The organism is Nocardiopsis sp. iso_25, from assembly GCF_056173305.1.
Genome location: NZ_CM149667.1, coordinates 3,147,453 through 3,165,702, shown reverse-complemented (window position 1 = coordinate 3,165,702; position 18,250 = coordinate 3,147,453). Strand labels below are relative to the sequence as shown.

The window sequence follows — 18,250 nt, the reverse complement described above, 5'->3', positions numbered from 1 at the left end:
CACGACCCTAGGCCGCCCAACCCCGCCCTGTCGTGGCACCACAGGCGCAGGCGCCCTACGCACCCGGGCGCAGCACAGGTACCGCCCGCGGGGGGACGACCGCGACCCCGCGCCCCGGACACAGTGAACCCATGAACACCGTCACCGCGACAACCGCCCTGGCAGCCCACCCCCACTGGGGGCAGGGACCGCCCGCCTTCGTCTTCCCCGGAGCCCTGATGTTCCTCCTGCTCACCCTCATCCTGCTCGGCGCCCTGGCCTTCGTCCTGGCCCGCCGCGGCCACCGCCCGCCCTGGGCGCCGCGCCCCGCCTCACCCGAGGAGGAGGCCCGCCGCACCCTGGCCGACCGCTTCGCCCGCGGCGACCTGACCGTGGAGGAGTTCATGGAACGCGCCAGCGCCCTGAACTGGACCCCCGGCCACAACGACCGCCCCGGCCGCACATAACCCCGCACGCCCACCCGGCCCGGCCGCGCACCCCGCGCGGCCGGGCCCCAACGTGTGCTCCACACCCCACACCGATCCGGCCGGGGCACCCCCACCCATCAGCCACAATGGCCAGCACGCAACCCCGACCACGAAGGCGCGAGCACCACCATGCCCATCCCCAAGGCCGAACTCCACGTCCACATCGAAGGCACCCTGGAACCCGAACTGGCCTTCGCCCTGGCCCGACGCAACGGCCTGACCCCGCCCCGCCCCGACGTCGACTCCCTGCGCCGCGCCTACTCCTTCACCGACCTGCAGTCCTTCCTGGACCTGTACTACGCCCTCATGGACGTCCTGCGCACCGAAGCCGACTTCACCGACCTGGCCACCGCCTACCTCGACCGCGCCGCCGCCCAGGGCGTACGCCACGCCGAGATCTTCTTCGACCCCCAGGCCCACACCGGCCGCGGCATCAGCCTGGACACGGTGATCAACGGCCTCATGGCCGCCCTGCACACCAGCGAACACACCCACAACATCAGCACCAGCCTCATCCTGTGCTTCCTGCGCGACCGCCCCGCCGCCGAAGCCCTGGACACCCTCCACCAGGCCCGCCCCCACCTGGAACACATCAGCGCCGTCGGCCTGGACTCAGCCGAGGTCGGCCACCCGCCCGAGAAGTTCACCGAGGTCTTCGCCGCCGCCCGCGACCTGGGCCTGCGCCGCGTCGCCCACGCCGGCGAGGAGGGCCCCGCCTCCTACATCTGGCAGGCCCTCAACCTCCTGGGCGCCGAACGCATCGACCACGGCATCCGCTGCCTGGAGGACCCCGGCCTGGTCGCCCACCTGGCCGCCACCCAGACCCCGCTGACCGTGTGCCCGCTGTCCAACGTGCGCCTGCGCGCCGTACCCGACCTGGCCCAGCACCCCCTGCCCGCCCTGATGGAGGCCGGACTGCTGGTGACCGTCAACTCCGACGACCCCTCCTACTTCGGCGGCTACGTCCACGACAACTACCAGGCCCTGCACACCCACCTGGGCCTGGGCGCCGAACAGCTGCGCCAACTGGCCCGCAACTCCTTCACCGCCTCCTTCCTCACCCCCCAGCGCAAGGCCCAACTCATCGCCGAGGTCGACGCCCACCCCCACCCCTGGTAGGCGTGCGGCCCCGCCCCCATCCGGGGACGGGGCCACACCGCCCCACGCGGGCCCGCCCGATCGCGCGACGGGCCCGGCCCGCGCCCGCCCGCGTACCCGCCAACGGCCGCCCCGCCTCAACCCGCCCAGGTCAACCGCTGCCCGTGCTCACCCGCGAAGGCCACCACACGCCCGTCCAACGCCAACGCGAAATCGGTACCCACCCCAGGGCGCGGACCCTCCAACGAAGGCAGCACCGCCGCACCCTCGTTCGACACCCAGTGCCCCTCCAACCCCCGCACCACCTCAACGAACGCGTCCCGCGACGCCTCGTCCAGATAGGCCAGCACCGCGCTGTGCATCACCACCAACCGCGCCCCCGCGGGCACCCGCGCCGCCACCGCCTCCAACTCCCCCACCAGGTCACCGGCCACCAGCACGGGCGGCTCGACCGCCGCCACCCGCGCCGCCGCCCGCAACCGCTCCCGCCGCCCGGCCTCATACGGCCCCGGCCAGATCAGCGCCTCCAACCACCGCACGTCCTCCTCGCGGCGCACGTCCAACGGGTTCAGGTCGATCCCCGCCCGCCACACCACCCGCGGCACCCGCTCGGGCACCGGAACCGGCCCCGAGGTCGCACACTCAAGCAGCACCGGACTCCGCTGCGGACCGATCGGCGCCCCGCCGTCGAAGGAGTAGCGGTACCGGTCCGGGTACAGGCACAACCCCGCCGACGCCCCCACCTCCACCAGCGCCAACGGCCCCTCCAGAGCGGCCAGCACCGGAAGCAGGGTCGCGCACCGGCGCACCTCGTTGGTCTGGGTGTAGCGCTCCAGCACCACCTCCCGCACCGCCTCCCAGTGCTCCAGGAGCCAGGCGCGAAAATCCGCCCACTCCCCCACCGGCCCGCCCAGGAACCGCACCGCGCCCAGCAACAGGTTGGGCTGGCGCTTGTTGCCCGCGGGCAGGGAGGCCACCAGCTCCAGCACCCGCTCGTCCCCGGCCAGCGCCCGGGCGATACGCGCGTACGCCGGAGCCGCGTCCTGGGCGTAACCGTCCGCGAAACCCCGGTACTGCCTCACGACGCTGTGCACGCTCGCATCCACGGCGGCGACATGCTCCACGACCACACGCTCCTTCACCTCGGGGGAACAGGTGCGGTGTTCCTACCCCGCCCCCGCACCCCGCCGCCCCGTGACCGCGCTCACCCCGACGCCGCGAAAGCGCTCACGCCCCCTCCAACAGGAACCGCGAGCGCGCACGCGCACGCGCCACCAGCTCCGCGGGAGCCGTCCGCGGCGACCCCGCGTCAAAAGGCGGCCGCGGATCGTACTCGGTGGCCAACTGCACCATCTGCGCCACCTCCCGCCCCACCATCCGCTCGGCCAGCATCAGCCCCATGTCGATACCCGCCGACACCCCGGCGGCGGTGACATACCGGCCATCCACCACCACCCGCTCCTGCGTGGCAACCGCACCCCAGCGTCCCAACTGCTCCAACGCCAACCAGTGCGAGGTCGCCCGCCTGCCCCGCAACAGCCCCGCCGCGGCCAGGATCAGCGACCCCGTACACACCGACGTCGTCCACCTGCTGGCGGCGTCCACCCCGCGCACCCACTCCACCAAAGGGCCGCCCCGCATGTGCCGAACCTGCCCCGGACCACCGGGCACACACACCACATCGGCCTGACCCACCTCCTCGAACGCGGCGTCGGCCACCAGAGCACCCCGACCACCGCTGTCACGCACCGGCCCGCGCTCAGCACCCACGAACACCACCTCCACCCCAGGCAACCCCGCCCACATCTCATAGGGGCCCACCGCGTCCAACAGGGTCACACCCTCGAACAACACGATCGCCGCACGCACCACACACCACACCCTTTCTCCCGCACACCACCGACACCGACGAGGAAACCTGGCTCACACACTCCGAAAACGGGCCCGGTACTCCGCCGGAGGACACCCCAGATTGCGCACGAACGACCACCGCATCGCCTCCGCCGTCCCGAACCCGCACCGCCGCGCCACCGACGCCTCCCCCTCCTCCAACCACCGCCGCGCCGCCTCCAACCGCACCCGCTCCACGTACCGGCCCGGCGTACACCCCACCTCCCGGGCGAACACCCGCGCGAACTGACGGGGCGACAACCCCACCCGCCGCGCCAGCGCCTCCACCGTCGCCTCCCCATCCGGGTGCTCAGCGATCCAGTGCTGCATCTCCCGCACCGCCGGACGCTGCGCCACCTGCGCCGACAACTGAGCGGAGAACTGCGCCTGACCCCCCGGACGGCGCAGGAACACCACCAGATGACGCGCCACCGCCAACGCCACCTGCCGCCCCAGGTCCTCCTCCACCAACGCCAACGCCAGATCCACCCCCGCCGACACCCCCGCCGACGTCACCACCCGCCCCTGACGCACGAAGATCGGCTCAGCCTCCACCCGCACCGCGGGGAACTCCCGCGCCAACCGCTCGCAGTGCGCCCAGTGCGTCGTGGCCCGCAGCCCGTCCAACACCCCCGCCCCCGCGAGCAGGAACGCCCCCCTACACACCGACGCCACCCGCCCCGCACCGCCGCTGTGTGCCCGCAACCACTCCACCAGCGCCCCGTCCGGGCACCGCGTCCCCTCACCTCCGGGCACCACCAGCGTGTCCACACGCCCCACCCGCTCCAACGCCACCGACGGCACCAACCCCAACCCGCTGGAGGAGGTCACCGCCCCACCGCCCAACGACGCCGTACGCACCCGGTAACGCCCTCCCGGCGCCCTGCCCGCACCGGAGAACACCTCCAACGGCCCCGCCACATCCAGACTCTGCACACCGTCGAAGACGACGATGACCACCTCGTGCCCCATGCCACCCATCCCAGCGCCCCCGCACCGCGACCGCAAGGTCGTCCACCCCACCCTTCCTGCCGCCACCGGGAACCAACCAGCCCCACCAGCCGTTCCACCCAGCGAGACCAAGGACACGAACAGATCACGAGAACTCTCACCCGCGCAGGACAATCCCAGGCTGGTGACGACCACACCACACGAACGGACACCCGTGAGGATCTCCAACCGAGGCAAGCTCCGCAGCACCACCCACCCCAGCACCACCCCCCTGCCACCCCTGGTGGAGTTCCACGACGTGTCCCTCACCCCCCACCTGGACCACCTCGACCTGACCCTGCACCCCGGCGAACACGTGGCCCTGGTCGGCCTGACCGACAAGGCCACCACCGCCCTGACCCGCCTGCTCACCGGCCAGACCACCCCCACCCACGGACACCTGGCCACCCACACCCGCCCCCACCTGCTCACCCCCCGCCCCACCCTGGCCCACACCATCACCGGCCAGAACACACCCCGAGCCGACGACCCCCACCTGACCCACGCCCTGACCCACACCCGCCTGGAACCACACCGCCTGCACACACCCCTGGACGCCCTACCCCCCGCCCTGCTCCCCCGCGTCCACCAGGCCCGCGCCCTCTACGCCCAACGCACCAACACCCGCCTGCTCGTGCTCACCGACCCGCCCGCCCACGACCAGGCCCACCCACCCACCACCCCCGACACCGGCCTGCTCACCCTCACCCGCCAACCCGCCCTGGCCCGCACCGCCGACCGCATCCTGCTCCTGTACAAGGGACGCGTCACCGAAACCGGAACCCACCACCAACTCCTGGTCCGCGGCGGCGCCTACGCACGCCTCTACGCCCTCACCGGCACCCACCGCACCACCGGCCACGCCCTAGGATGAACACGTGGCACCCATCGTCAAGGAACTCACCGTCGGCCAGGTGGCCGAACGCGCCGGAGTCGCCGTCTCAGCCCTGCACTTCTACGAACGCCAGGGCCTGATCCACAGCCGCCGCACCGCCGGCAACCAGCGCCGCTACCGCCGCGACACCCTGCGCCGGGTCTCCTTCATCCGCATCTCCCAACGCGTGGGCATGCCCCTGGCACGCATCCGCCAGGCCCTGGACACCCTGCCAGACAACCGCACCCCCACCCGTGACGACTGGGCCCGCCTGTCCCAGCAGTGGCGCACCGAACTCGACGCCCGCATAAGCCAACTCATCCGCCTGCGCGACGACCTGACCAACTGCATCGGCTGCGGCTGCCTGTCCCTGGACACCTGCACCCTGTCCAACCCCGACGACGCCCTGGCCTCCGCCGGCCCCGGCCCGCGCCGCCTGATGGTCAACGCCCTGGCCCGCGAGAGCGGCTGAACACACGGGGAGGGCGGCGAACACCCGCGTTCGCCGCCCTCCCCGCACCGCCCCCTACACCCCGGCGGCCTCGTCGCGTCCGCGCCGCGCCAACGCGTCGGCGCGCTCGTTGCCCTCGTCCCCGCTGTGCCCGCGCACCCAGCGCCACTCCACCTCATAGCGTGAGGCGACCTCGTCCAGGCGCTGCCACAGATCCACGTTCTTGACCGGCTTCTTGTCGGCCGTGCGCCAACCCCGCCGCTTCCACCCGTGCAGCCACGAGGTGATCCCGTTGCGCACATAGGAGGAGTCGGTGTGCACCAGCACCGGCAGCGGCTGGCGCAGGCTCTCCAGCGCCCGGATCGCCGCCATCAGCTCCATCCGGTTGTTGGTGGTCTGCGCCTCACTCCCGTACAGCTCCTTCTCGTGGCCGCCGTAGCGCAGCCACACCCCCCACCCGCCCGGACCGGGGTTGCCGCTGCACGCCCCGTCGGTGTAGATGACCACCCGCTGCGTCGGCTCCTGGCCGACCTCGTCCCCGTTACGCATGCCGGGCAATCTACCGCCCCCCACGGTCACGAAAAGGCCACAACCCCCAACGACGGGGCCACAAAAGGAGCCAATCACCCCCAATGGAGCCCCCACATCCGCCACTTCGGCCCGCCGACCCGACCAAAGGACCCTCCACACCCGCCCCAACCAACCACCCCCGCACCACAAAAAAGGGGCGTTCCGCACCCGGAACACCCCCACACGCAGCCCGGATCAGCCGGCCAGCTCCCTCGCCAACTCCTCGGCCCGCTCCTCACGACGCGCGAACACGTCATGGGCCATCTCGTTCATCTTCTTCAGCACCCGCTTGCGCTCACGCGCACTCAACCGGTCCACGTACAACCGGCCCAGCGTGTGATCGGTCTCGTGCTGCAGACACCGGGCGAAGTACCCGCTGCCGCTGACGACCACGGGCTCGCCGTCACGGTCCACACCCCGCACCGTGGCGTGCTCGACCCGCCCCAGATCCGCGTGCGGCCCCGGAACCGACAAACACCCCTCGGACTCCACCACCACCGCGTCATCGGGGTCGCGCTCGTCCAACACCGGGTTGACCACGTGCCCCACATGACGCACACCGTCATCATCAGGGCAGTCATAGACGAACACCCGCAGGTCCACACCCACCTGACTGCCCGCCAACCCCACACCCTCGGCCGCGTACATCGTCACGAACATGTCGTCGATGAGAGCGGCCAACTCCGCCGAGCCCAACATCTGCGGCGCCACATCCACACCACGCCGGTGCAGCACCTCCTCACCCGTCACGGTGATCCGCCGCACCCGGCCACGCGCCGCCTCCGGAGCCCACTCGGGAAAATCCGCGACCTCCCGGCCCTGAACGACGACGCCAACCCCGCCATGCTCCGACATGGTCCTACTCTCACCACACTTCAACGAAACCAGGAGTTGCCCTGGATCAGACACCGCGCCAGGTAGTCGCGCAACGACACCACCACCAGGCGTCGCCGGTCACTCTCATGGTCCCACACCACGATCCCCGGACCGTAGTCGGTGTGCACGTAGGCGAACTGCGGCCCCATGTCGGAGTCACCGAAGAAGATCATCTCGTCGAAGGGCGCGTACAGCTCCAGATAGTCCGGCTCCCGGCGCATCGCCAGGTTGTCCTCCACCAGACGCCGCGCACTCCACACCACCGCGTCCCCGTACTCGTTGGTCACCCCGTCGGTCTCGCGCAGCAACGAGGCCAGCTCGAAGGGCAGGGGCAGCATCAGGTGCTTCTCCACCTCGGCCAGGGTCACCTCATCGGCCGGATCGCTCAGATCGGCCTCGGGATACATCTCCAGGATCAGTTCACGCCACACACTCCTGATCATCACAGGTCGTGGCAACCCACGGGAAATCGTCGGCGGCGAGTTGCGCCAAAAACCCGAACCCACGGGCGCCGCACCACCCCAAAACCCGAACACGCCACCCATATCACGATGCGTGCACAACCGGTCACTATCCCACACAATGACCCCATGGCTTCCACCGCACGCATGCTCGCCACCACCGCGCTCGCCGCCGCCCTGACCGCCCTGGGCACGCCCACCCACGCCACCACCACGACCACCACCGCCACCTACCCCGGCCACACCACCAGCCGCTACGTCCCCCTCACCGACGCCACCTCCACCCACGCCCACGAGGCCGGATGCACCGAAGGACGCACCGGCGCCACCGGCCCGCGCATCCTCTTCTTCGGCACCCAGGAAAAGGACGACACCCTACGCGAACCCGGCAGGGCGGGAAACTCCACCACACCCCGCTCCGCCTACAGCAAGGCCGCCGCCTACGCCCACCACTGGGCCCAGGGCTTCACCGAGTGCCGCACCGGCCAGGCCACCGCCCACCTGGCCCTGGGCGTCAACAACAAGGACGACGGCGGCGTCACCGGCACCCACGCCGGACAACGCTGGGCCGACCTGGTCACCACCGCCCAAGACGCCTCCACCACCGAGGCCGTCACCATCACCGCCGCCCTGGACGCCGAACCCTCCTGGTCCACCCCCGCCTGGGCCCGCGACTGGCTCGCCGCCTACACCCAGGCCACCACCACACCGCTCTACGCCGCCAACTCCGCCGACTCCTGCCCCACCACCGGCTCAGGCGACTGCGCCAACGGCTGGCGCCTGGCCGACGTCCACCACATGGCCGGCGGAGGCAACCCCCGCGTCCACGTCATCCCCCAGATCTACCGCACCGACGGCATCCAGGCCGACCAGTGGGCCAACATCAGCCGCTGGGGCCACACCAACACCGACGACCCCCTGCGCTTCGCCGGAGCCATGTCCCAGCACACCGCCTGCCAACAGCGCACCTGCAACAACACCGACAACACCCCCCGCCAGTCCTGGGACCAACTCAAGAAGGCCCTGGACGCCCACAGCAGCACCCGCGTCAGCGACCTGGGCCCCGCCACCGACATGCGCTGGCCCTGAAAACCCCCGAACACAACGCCCAGGAGGGCTCCCGCACCAGCCGGGAGCCCTCCTGACCGCTGCCCCCACCCCCGCGACAGGGGAGCCCACACCACCGCGCCCACACCCGCGAACAGGACACAATAGACACCAGCACCCACGAGCGCAGGAACGGAAGAACCACCCATGGCCACCGCACCCCACCACCGCGCAGGCCGCCTCACCACCCTGGCCTACCTCTTCCTCCTGCTCTCCCAGAACATCGCCGCCCTCCTTCTGCTCCCCCTCGTCGTCCTCTCGGCCGTACTCACCCTGACCTGGATCGGCCTACCCTTCGTCATCCTCACCGCCCTCCTCCTACGCACCCTCGCCGACAGCCAACGCCGCACCCTCAGCCACCTACTCATCAAAAACAGCAAAACCCCCCGAGGCCGCACCGCCACCCCCGGCCTGCCCACCCCCACCACCCGCCCCCTACACCGCCCCATCGCCTCCGCCTACCGCCCCATCCCCCCCACCGGCATCACCCGCCGCGGCACCGCCATCATCACCGACCCCGCCACCTGGAGAGACCTGCTCTGGCTCATCTCCGCCCCCGCCAGCTTCCTCCTCGTCACCATCCCCCTCACCCTCATCGCCCACGGCATCGAACAACTCCTCTTCGCCCTCAACCTCACCGGCCCCACCCTCTACGACACCTACACCCCCACCACCACCCTCAACCAACTCATCATCCTCATCCCCGCCCTGGCCCTCATCACCCTGGGCTGGCTCCTCATCCCCCTGGCCGCCGACACCTACCTACGCTTCAACCGCCTCCTGCTCTCCCCCTCCGAAAAAGCCCGACTCACCGCCCGCGTCGCCCACCTGGCCACCAGCCGCGCCCACACCATCGACACCCAGGCCTCAGAGATCCGCCGCATCGAACGCGACCTCCACGACGGCGCCCAAGCCCGCCTCGTCGCCCTGGGCATGAACCTCGGCATGGCCGAACAAATCGTCGAAAAAGACCCCGAAACCGCCCGCGCCATGCTCACCGAAGCCCGCGAAACCACCCGCCACGCCCTCACCGAACTCCGCGACCTCGTCCGCGGCATCCACCCACCCGTCCTCGTCGAACGCGGCCTCCACGGCGCCGTCCACGCCCTCGCCCTCACCCACCACCTCCCCATCACCGTCACCATCCACCTCCACGGCCGCCCCGCCGACCCCGTCGAATCCGCCGCCTACTTCGCCATCGCCGAACTCCTCACCAACACCGCCAAACACGCCCACGCCACCCACGCCTGGATCCACATCAACCACGGCCGCAACCGCCTCGTCATCACCACCACCGACAACGGCACCGGCGGCGCCACCCCCGCCCCCGGCAGCGGCCTGGCCGGCATCCGCCGACGCCTGGACGCCTTTGATGGCACGATGAACATCACCAGCCCACCAGGCGGCCCCACCATCGTGACCCTGGAGATCCCGTGCGTGTTGTCATCGCCGAAGACCTTGCCCTCCTCAGAGACGGACTGATCCGCCTCCTCCAGGCACACGACTTCACCGTCGTCGCCGCCGTCGACAACGGCCCCGAACTCCACACCGCCCTCACCGAACACAAACCCGACGTCGCCGTCGTCGACGTACGCCTACCCCCCACCTTCACCGACGAAGGCCTCCAAGCCGCCATCGCCGCCCGCACCCAGATCCCCGGCCTGCCCATCCTCGTGCTCTCCCAGCACGTCGAACAGCTCTACGCCCGCGAACTGCTCTCCGACGACACCGGCGGCGTCGGCTACCTCCTCAAGGACCGCGTCTTCGACATCGGCCAGTTCATCGAAGCCGTCCGCCGCGTCGCCGACGGCGGCACCGCCATGGACCCCGCCGTCATCTCCCAACTCCTCGCCCGCCAGGACCAGAGCGGCCCCCTGGCCCAACTCACCCCCCGCGAACGCGAAGTCCTGTCCGAAATGGCCGAAGGACGCTCCAACTCCGCCATCGCCGCACGCCTCTACATCACCGAAAAAGCCGTCAGCAAGCACATCAACAACATCTTCACCAAACTCGACCTACCGCCCTCCTCCGACGACAGCCGCCGCGTCCTGGCCGTCCTGGCCTTCCTCAACGGCCAGTAACCACCCCAGCCCACACCACACACCAAAGGCCGCGGCCCAGACCACCCGGTCCGAACCGCGGCCCCAACACCGCCGCCCACTACCCCCTACTACTGCTCACGACGCACCCGGTACAACCCGTCGATCTCCTCCGAGAACGCCCGCAGCACCGCCTCACGCCGCAACTCCCCCGACGCGTGCACCAACCCCGACTGCACCGTGAACTCCTCCGCCAACACGTGAAACGACCGCACCGCCAGATGACGCGGCACACTCCGATTGGCCTCGTACACCAACCCCTGCACCTCACGCAGCAGATCACGATCCCCCGCGATCTCCTCCGCAGCCATCGCCAACGGCCGACCGTTCACCAACCGCCAGTACTCCAACTGGTCACGCACCAACGTCACCAACGCACTCGCGAACGGCCGCCCCTCCACGATCACCAACACCTGACTGATCAACGGATGAGCACGCAACCGCGCCTCGAACTCCGCCACCAGCTCCGCGTCCCCCCGCTCCACACGCTGCTCCCGCGCCTCCACCACCGCGGGCTCCCCGACCCCGGCCGGATCCACCGCGGCGAAGGCGGCCGTCACCGCCAACATCTCCCCCGAACCCCCATCCGAGGCCGCACCGGGCTCCTGCTCCACCGCGGCCTCCAACGCACGCCCCTCCAACGCGGGCGCCTCCCGCCGACGCACACCCTCCTCAGAGGCACGCCGCTCCCGCACCGGCCGCCCCTCCAGGGCACGCTCCCCAGGCCCCTCCAGCACACGGCCCTCCAACGCGGGCGCCTCATCCACCCCGCGCGCCACGAACCGCCCCGCCAACTCCTCCGTCGCCGCCTGCACCCGCAACCGGCCCGCCACACTCACGACCCCGTCCGCGTCCACCTCACCCGCGTACCCGGTCGCCAACCACCCCTCACGGAACGCACTCCGCGAGGCCTCACCCTCACCCCAGTACCCCGAGAACACCGCACCGCCGCGCACATGGATCTCGCCCTCACGCGAGACCCACACCTCACGACCCTCCAGGGCACGCCCCACCGTCCCCGCAACCCGGTCCCCCACAGCACCGGCCGTGAACACACCCGCCGCCTCGGCCGTACCGAACGCCTGCACCACCGGAATCCCCACACCGCCGAAGAACGAGTCCAACCGGTCCGACAGCCCACCACCCCAGCACACCGCCAGATGCACCCGGCCACCGAACAACTCCCGCACCCGCGAGAACTGCCAGTCATACATCGTCCGTGACAACCGCTGCCACGCACTCCTGCGCGGCGACCGGTCGAACTGCACCGCCGACTCCACCGCCGCGTTGAACGTGCCCAACGAGTCCCACCCCGTCGAACGCGCACTCCCCCGCTCGACGTCGAAGACACCCTCCAACACACGGGCCGAACACACCAGCACCGTCGGCTTGAACGCCTCCACCTGCCGCATCAACCCCGTCGGGCCCGCCAACCCCACACGCACACGCCCCACCATGCACGCCACCAACGCGGCCAACCCCGAGATCTGCGACAACGGCAGATCCAACAACGTGCTCGCCCGACCCTCAGGCAACTCCGACAACCGCGGCCACATCCGGTCCACCACATCCGCCGCCGCCGACAACAACGCCCCGTGCGACAACACCACACCCCGCGTCAGCCGCGACACCGTACTCACCGGATACAGCACCACCGCCACGTCCTCGGCCACAGCCCCGTCCCGACGAAACCGCACCGACGACGCGTCCATGTACGCACCCAGCGACACCACACCCGGCAGACCAGCATCCATCCGCCACACCCGGCCCAGGTCCGGCAACTCACGCTGCAAACCCGACACCGTACGCAACGACCGATCGCCCTGCACCACCGCGGCCGCCGGACGCGTCTGCCGCACCACGTGCGCCAAACGCTCCGCCGACACCGACTCCGGCAACGGCACCAGCACCGCACGCACCGACCACACGGCGAACGCCAACCGCACCCAGTCCTGGTGCGACCCCGACACCACCACGACCCGGTCGCCCTCACCCACACCGGCCGCCACCAGACCCTTGGCGACCGCCGTCACCTCCGTGGCGAACCCGCCGGCCTTCACCCGCTCCCACCGGCCGCGCTCACCGCGCACGGAGAACACCTCCGCATGGGCCTCCTCCGTGGCCACCCCGTACACCAGGTCGCTCAGCCCGGAAAGACCCCGAGCCCACATACCAGGAGTGACACTCGGACCGCCCATACCCACTCATCCTCTTGCCGCATCGGAAGACAGGCCGGACAGGCCCACCTCAATCGGGGGATTGCGACCTACTGTGCCCATTTCCCCACCACACGGCAACCCGGAACGCAGACCCGCAACGCCCCAGACCACACCGCGGCCACAACTCACCCGACCCGGCACCACACACGCAGGGCCCGGCGCCCCACCCACGGCACCGGGCCCACACCACCGAAAAACGCTCACCGCACCTTCGTGCGCACCGACCACACATACGCCAGCAACGACAGCACCGCCACCGACACCATCACCACCGCCATACTCACCAACGACGGCTCACCCGTCTCCGTCAGCCCCGCCAGCGACGCCACACCACCGCCCAGCGCGAACTGCAACGCACCCATCAACGCCGAAGCAGTACCCGCCACAGCCGCCGGCTGCCCGTCCAGAGCCGTCACCGTCGCGTTCGGCATGATGAACCCGACACTGAGCATCATCAACGCGAGCAACCCCACGACCATCCACAACTGGGCCGCACCCAGCACCGCCAACACCGCCAGCACACCCACCGAGGACAGAGCCAGCACCAGCCCCATCCCCAGGCGCCGCAGCGTCTCCACACGACCCACCAGGAAACCGTTCAGCTGCGTACCCGCCATCATCCCCAGCGCGTTCACCGCGAACAGCCCCGCGTACAACTGCGGCGAGACACCGAACTCCGTCTGCGACACGAACGAGAACGCCGACACGTACGTGAACAACATCCCGAAACTGAGCCCCATCGTCAGCACGGGACCCAAGAAACGCGGCTGACGCAGCAGACCACCCACCGTCGCCACCAACTGACGAGGACCCTGCCGACGACGGTCCTCAACCGGCAGACTCTCCGGCAACCACACCAACACCAGCACGAAGCTCAGCGCCGACATCACCGCCAGCACCCAAAAACTCAACTGCCACGGACCCACCAGCAGCAACTGCGCACCCGCCAACGGAGCCAACAGCGGAGCCAGCATCATCACCAGCGCCAGACGCGAGAAGAACCGCACCGCGTCATCGCCCGCGAACAGGTCACGCACCACCGCACGACCGATCACCGCACCCGCCGCACCGGCCACACCCTGCACGAACCGCAGCGCGATGAACAGCGTCACGTCCGGCACGAACACGCACAGCACCGACGTCACCGTGAACAGGGCCACACCCACCAACAGCGGACCACGACGGCCCACCGCGTCACTCAACGGCCCGATCACCAACTGGCCCACGGCCAGGCCCAGCATCATCGCCGTCAGCGTCAGCTGGATCTGCGCCTCGCTCGTCCCCAGATCCCGCGTGATCTGGGGGAACGCCGGGAGGTACATGTCGGTCGCCAACGGCCCGGTCGCCGTCAGCACACCCAGGACCAGCACCAGCAGCGCCACCGACTTGCGCGAGGGCGTCCAGCGCCCACCCGCCTCCGGTTCGGGGGCGGGAGAAGAAACCGGGACAGGGGAAGAGGACCTCTCGACCGCCTCCCGGTCAGGGACCGCGGAGGGGGAGTTCGGGGACTGCACAGGCACTCCAGTTCAGGAACGGGAAAAGCGCCGGAAGGAGGAGCCCCGCCGACGACGGACACTCCCATACCAACATCCCGAACCCGCGGATCGCCTCCTCTTTATCCCCCAGAATGCCTGTGATGTCCGTTACGGCCCGGACGGTTACCTTACGAGCCGGTCCAGCAACCGCACGACCTCGCCCTCCGGATCCTCCGTCAGACCACCGTGGATCGGCCCCGGCTGCACGATCGTGCTCCGCGGAGCCGTCAACCACCGGAACCGCTGACCGGGACGCTCACGGCCGGCCGCACCCGCCCCCGCGCCGCCACGGCACATCACCTCCACCGCCTCCAGCGCACGCCGTACACCCGCCACGTCCGCCTCAGCGTCCACCGCCAGCAACCGCCGCTCGTCCAACGCCGAACGAGCCCCCAGGAACCCCCGCTCCTGGCAGTACACGATCACCCCGGCGTTCACGCACTCACCGCGCTCCAACCGCGGCACCACCCGCAACAGCGCGTACTCGAACACCGCACGCTCACGCCGCTCACCCACACGACCGGTCGTCACCGCGTCGCTGTAACGCCTCGGGGCGCTCATCCCGTCACCTCCGGCAGCCAGGAACGCTCGGCCACCCGGGCCAGCAGGTACCGCACATACGCCTCACGCACATCCCCGGGACCGTCGAACCCGGGCTCGTCCACCAGCCACTCGTCCGGCACCAGCTCCACCACACGGCGCAGCAGACCCTCGTCCACCAAGGGCGCCAGGTCCGCGTCCGCGGCGGCCAGGTCCGGCGACGCACCCGACAGCACGTGGTCGGAGGCGTCGTAGGGGCGGTGCACGAACCGCTCGGCGTTGGCCCAGTTGTGATGGAAGATCAGCGTCGCACCGTGGTCGATCAGGTAGGGGCGCCCGTGCCACAGCAGCATGTTCGGGTTGCGCCAGGACCGGTCCACGTTGCCGGTCAGGGCGTCGAACCACAGCACCCGCCCGGCGAACCCCCGGTCCACCTCGAAGGTCAGCGGATCGAAGCCCAGCGAACCGGGGAGGAAGTCCATCCCCAGGTTGAGCCCACCGCTGGCCTTGAGTAGCTCCTGCACCTCGGGGTCGGGCTCGCTGCGGCCGATCACCGCGTCGAACTCCGCCGTGACCAGCTCCGGAACGGGCAGGCCAAGGGCGCGGCCCAGCTCCCCCGCGACGACCTCGGCAACCAGCGTCTTGCGCCCCTGCCCCGCCCCGAGGAACTTGACCACGTACATGCCCAGGTCGTCGGCCTCGACCAACCCCGGGAGCGAACCTCCTTCGCGCAGCGGCAGCACGTACCGCGTCGCGACCACCTTTCTCAGCACGCGGACCAGCATAGGCAGCCCGCGGAGCGCCCGCGCACCGACGCCGCGACGGGCCCGCCGCTGAGCCGGACGCAGAGGCCCGCGGCCTCCCGCCCCTGCGCCGCACCGGAACCGCCTCCCGACAGCGCCACTAAAGGACCCTGAACACGTTCTAGGCAACGTCCCCGGACCGCCGCGACACGCCGAACCGCTTCCGGGAGGAAGATCAGTAGGACCGTGCGGCGTAGCCGCGCGATCTCGTGTTTTTTCGTTTTTCAAGAAAGAGACCGCCACCTGTACGACGTAGATTTATATCGGGTGCAAGGGAGGGGTCCGGTACCGGAACCGGACCCCTCGCGCGCTTCCCGAGCCGCGTACTCCCCCCGCTAGAGGTTGTCCTCGGGGTTGTCGCCCCACTCGCCGTCGCCCTCCCCCGGCGTGGGCACGACCGGCGTCGGCTCCGCTCCCCCGCCCTCGCCCTCCTCCTCGCCCGGGAGCGTCCCCGGACCCTGCGGGCTCTCCGGGCTCTCCTGCGCCTCGGGGGGCTGCGCCGGACTGGGCATCTCCGGCGGCGGGAACTGGAGCATCCACCAGTACAGCAGCGACACCAGCAGCAGGATGAGCACCAGCACCAGGCCCAGTCCGCCGATCAGCCACCAGTTGCTCTCCCCCGCCGCCACGGCGCTGTCCCTGCGCCCGGCCCAGGGCGCCCACCGCACCGAGACGGGACCGCGCGAGCCCGCCCAGTGCGGCATCACCACCGGGCCGCGCGCGGCCGCCCGGCCCGAGCGCGCCGCCACCTTGAGGAAGTCCTCCGCCGACGCGCCCGACCCGTCGTGGGCCAGGGCCACCCACAGCGCCGAGCGCCCGTGCGTGCGGGCCGCGACCACGTCGGGGCTGCGGCGCACCGCCTCGGCGAACCGCTCGCGCGCGCCGCCGTCGCCCGCGGCGCCGGAGTCGAGCACGGCGACGCTCACCTGGTTCCCGGACCCGTCCCTGCCCAGGTAGACCACCCCGAGGGAGGAGTCGCGCACCCGCCCCAGCAGGCGGTAGCCGCCCAGTTGACGTGGATCACCCTCGTTCAGCCCCATCGTGGGAACCGCCATGTCATCCCCCTTGCCCTCCACTCCGGCCGTCCGCTTCGCCGCGTTGTGTACCGGACTGGTGCCCGCGAAACGGGTAGTGTCACCACAGGTGAGTGATCCACAACCTATCCGGTGCCCCCGCGTCGGGGCTCCCTGCTAGGAAGGCGGCACATGGCAGAGAGCGCAAACGGCTCAACGCCCTCCGCGGGCCCGGACAGCGCTCCGGGCGAACCGACCCGACTGCTGCGCGCCGCGCTGCACGAGGTGTCCAGGGTGATCGTGGGCCAGGAGCGCATGGTGGAGCGCTCTCTCATCGCCTTGGTCGCGGGAGGGCACTGCCTGATCGAGGGCGTGCCCGGCATCGCCAAGACCCTGGCGGTGTCCACCCTGGCCAAGGTCACCGGGGGTTCGTTCGCCCGCGTGCAGTTCACACCGGACCTGGTGCCCTCCGACATCGTCGGCACGCGCATCTACCATCCCTCCACCGAGCAGTTCGACGTGGAGCTGGGGCCGGTCTTCGCCAACTTCGTGCTCGCCGACGAGATCAACCGGGCCCCGGCCAAGGTGCAGTCGGCCCTGCTGGAGGTCATGGCCGAGCGGCAGGTGTCCCTGGGCGGGACCACCCACCCGCTCCCCTCCCCGTTCATCGTCATCGCCACACAGAACCCGGTCGAGTCCGAGGGCGTGTACCCGCTGCCCGAGGCCCAGCGCGACCGGTTCCTGATGAAGATCAACGTCCGCCATCCGCGCGCGCACGAGGAGATGGAGATCCTGCGCCGGATGTCGACCACCCCGCCCACCGCGCACCAGGTGCTCGACCCCGTCACCCTGAGCGAGCTGCAGTCCGACGCCCAGCGCGTCCACGTCCACCAGCTCATCGCCGACTACGTGGTGCGGCTGGTCATGGCCACGCGCGAGCCGGAGAACCACCAGATGCCGGACCTGCGCCAGGTGCTGGAGATGGGGGCCAGCCCCCGCGCCACCCTGGGCCTGGTCTCGGCCGCGCGGGCCCTGGCCCTGCTGCGCGGGCGCGACTACGTGCTCCCCGACGACGTGCGGGTGCTCGCCCACGACGTCATCGCCCACCGCCTGGTGCTGACCTTCGACGCCCTGGCCGACGGCATCACCGCCGAACAGGTGGTGGACCGCATCCTGTCGACCGTGCTGGCGCCACGGGTGATCTGGGACGAGCCGCCCAGCGGGGAGACCGCCTCCTTCGCCTCCGCGAGGTGAGCC

Annotated in this window: 19 protein-coding genes; 8 read left to right on the top strand and 11 right to left on the bottom strand. The window is 70.7% G+C overall.

All coding sequences use genetic code 11. From position 1 onward, the window contains the following. The first annotated feature begins 131 nt into the window (after positions 1 to 131). A complete protein-coding gene (locus AC0VX6_RS13645; protein WP_475469008.1) occupies positions 132 to 446 on the top strand; it encodes an SHOCT domain-containing protein in 315 nt (104 codons plus the stop codon). Positions 447 to 596: 150 nt separating this feature from the next. Next, positions 597 to 1,586 (top strand): adenosine deaminase, encoded by a 990-nt coding sequence (locus tag AC0VX6_RS13640; protein WP_475469006.1) that lies wholly within the window; start codon positions 597 to 599, stop codon positions 1,584 to 1,586. A gap of 116 nt (positions 1,587 to 1,702) precedes the next feature. On the opposite strand, the gene AC0VX6_RS13635 is transcribed toward AC0VX6_RS13640, so the two are convergent. The 3 genes from AC0VX6_RS13635 to AC0VX6_RS13625 form a co-directional block, all read right to left on the bottom strand. Then, a complete protein-coding gene (locus AC0VX6_RS13635; RefSeq protein ID WP_475469340.1) occupies positions 1,703 to 2,689 on the bottom strand; it encodes a DUF2332 domain-containing protein in 987 nt (328 codons plus the stop codon). Between the two features lie 103 nt (positions 2,690 to 2,792). After that, positions 2,793 to 3,434 (bottom strand): DJ-1/PfpI family protein, encoded by a 642-nt coding sequence (locus AC0VX6_RS13630; RefSeq protein WP_368045829.1) that lies wholly within the window; start codon positions 3,432 to 3,434, stop codon positions 2,793 to 2,795. Positions 3,435 to 3,488: 54 nt separating this feature from the next. After that, positions 3,489 to 4,427 carry a GlxA family transcriptional regulator gene (locus tag AC0VX6_RS13625; protein ID WP_475469003.1) on the bottom strand — a complete coding sequence of 313 codons (939 nt, stop codon included), beginning with the start codon at positions 4,425 to 4,427 and terminating at the stop codon, positions 3,489 to 3,491. Positions 4,428 to 4,620: 193 nt separating this feature from the next. Here AC0VX6_RS13625 and AC0VX6_RS13620 point away from each other — a divergent pair, with 193 nt between their 5' ends. Together AC0VX6_RS13620 and soxR are read left to right on the top strand one after the other, a co-directional pair. Then, positions 4,621 to 5,319 (top strand): ABC transporter ATP-binding protein, encoded by a 699-nt coding sequence (locus AC0VX6_RS13620; RefSeq protein WP_274977898.1) that lies wholly within the window; start codon positions 4,621 to 4,623, stop codon positions 5,317 to 5,319. Positions 5,320 to 5,323: 4 nt separating this feature from the next. Continuing rightward, the gene (gene soxR, locus AC0VX6_RS13615) at positions 5,324 to 5,791 is read left to right on the top strand and encodes a redox-sensitive transcriptional activator SoxR (RefSeq protein WP_047872170.1); all 468 of its coding nucleotides are present in this window, start codon (positions 5,324 to 5,326) and stop codon (positions 5,789 to 5,791) included. A gap of 54 nt (positions 5,792 to 5,845) precedes the next feature. On the opposite strand, the gene rnhA is transcribed toward soxR, so the two are convergent. The 3 genes from rnhA to AC0VX6_RS13600 all read right to left on the bottom strand — a co-directional run bounded on the left by rnhA (position 5,846) and on the right by AC0VX6_RS13600 (position 7,659). Then, entirely contained in the window at positions 5,846 to 6,319 is a 474-nt protein-coding gene (rnhA, locus tag AC0VX6_RS13610) for a ribonuclease HI (RefSeq protein WP_274977897.1), read from the bottom strand. A 216-nt stretch (positions 6,320 to 6,535) separates the two neighbouring features. Beyond that, positions 6,536 to 7,195, bottom strand: coding sequence for a peptide deformylase (gene def / locus AC0VX6_RS13605; RefSeq protein ID WP_274977896.1), 660 nt, complete (start codon positions 7,193 to 7,195; stop codon positions 6,536 to 6,538). Between the two features lie 20 nt (positions 7,196 to 7,215). Further along, positions 7,216 to 7,659, bottom strand: coding sequence for an SMI1/KNR4 family protein (locus AC0VX6_RS13600; RefSeq protein ID WP_013152997.1), 444 nt, complete (start codon positions 7,657 to 7,659; stop codon positions 7,216 to 7,218). Positions 7,660 to 7,824: 165 nt separating this feature from the next. Between AC0VX6_RS13600 and AC0VX6_RS13595 the strand changes: the two genes are divergently transcribed. The 3 genes from AC0VX6_RS13595 (at position 7,825) to AC0VX6_RS13585 (ending at position 10,865) form a co-directional block, all read left to right on the top strand. Then, entirely contained in the window at positions 7,825 to 8,766 is a 942-nt protein-coding gene (locus AC0VX6_RS13595; protein ID WP_475469338.1) for a hypothetical protein, read from the top strand. A 165-nt stretch (positions 8,767 to 8,931) separates the two neighbouring features. Next, positions 8,932 to 10,266 (top strand): sensor histidine kinase, encoded by a 1,335-nt coding sequence (locus AC0VX6_RS13590; protein WP_274977894.1) that lies wholly within the window; start codon positions 8,932 to 8,934, stop codon positions 10,264 to 10,266. Further along, positions 10,218 to 10,865 carry a LuxR C-terminal-related transcriptional regulator gene (locus AC0VX6_RS13585; protein WP_274977893.1) on the top strand — a complete coding sequence of 216 codons (648 nt, stop codon included), beginning with the start codon at positions 10,218 to 10,220 and terminating at the stop codon, positions 10,863 to 10,865. The genes AC0VX6_RS13590 and AC0VX6_RS13585 overlap by 49 nt, the downstream gene beginning before the upstream one ends. 89 nt (positions 10,866 to 10,954) lie before the next feature. Here AC0VX6_RS13585 and AC0VX6_RS13580 read toward each other — a convergent pair whose 3' ends face one another. The 5 genes from AC0VX6_RS13580 to AC0VX6_RS13560 all read right to left on the bottom strand — a co-directional run bounded on the left by AC0VX6_RS13580 (position 10,955) and on the right by AC0VX6_RS13560 (position 17,035). After that, complete coding sequence (locus AC0VX6_RS13580) at positions 10,955 to 13,081, bottom strand: AMP-binding protein (RefSeq protein WP_475469000.1); 2,127 nt, start codon at positions 13,079 to 13,081, stop codon at positions 10,955 to 10,957. A 221-nt stretch (positions 13,082 to 13,302) separates the two neighbouring features. Further along, complete coding sequence (locus AC0VX6_RS13575) at positions 13,303 to 14,616, bottom strand: multidrug effflux MFS transporter (protein ID WP_274977891.1); 1,314 nt, start codon at positions 14,614 to 14,616, stop codon at positions 13,303 to 13,305. Positions 14,617 to 14,760: 144 nt separating this feature from the next. Continuing rightward, positions 14,761 to 15,198 carry a DUF3037 domain-containing protein gene (locus AC0VX6_RS13570; protein WP_013152991.1) on the bottom strand — a complete coding sequence of 146 codons (438 nt, stop codon included), beginning with the start codon at positions 15,196 to 15,198 and terminating at the stop codon, positions 14,761 to 14,763. Beyond that, on the bottom strand, positions 15,195 to 15,962 hold the full coding sequence (locus tag AC0VX6_RS13565; RefSeq protein ID WP_274977890.1) for a HipA family kinase: 768 nt from the start codon (positions 15,960 to 15,962) through the stop codon (positions 15,195 to 15,197). The genes AC0VX6_RS13570 and AC0VX6_RS13565 overlap by 4 nt, the downstream gene beginning before the upstream one ends. 353 nt (positions 15,963 to 16,315) lie before the next feature. Next, the gene (locus AC0VX6_RS13560) at positions 16,316 to 17,035 is read right to left on the bottom strand and encodes a protein kinase family protein (protein WP_274977889.1); all 720 of its coding nucleotides are present in this window, start codon (positions 17,033 to 17,035) and stop codon (positions 16,316 to 16,318) included. A gap of 150 nt (positions 17,036 to 17,185) precedes the next feature. On the opposite strand from AC0VX6_RS13560, the gene AC0VX6_RS13555 reads away from it, so the two are divergent. Further along, positions 17,186 to 18,247: an AAA family ATPase gene (locus AC0VX6_RS13555; protein WP_047871649.1), complete on the top strand. Its 1,062-nt coding sequence runs from the start codon at positions 17,186 to 17,188 to the stop codon at positions 18,245 to 18,247. The last annotated feature ends 3 nt before the right edge of the window (positions 18,248 to 18,250 follow it).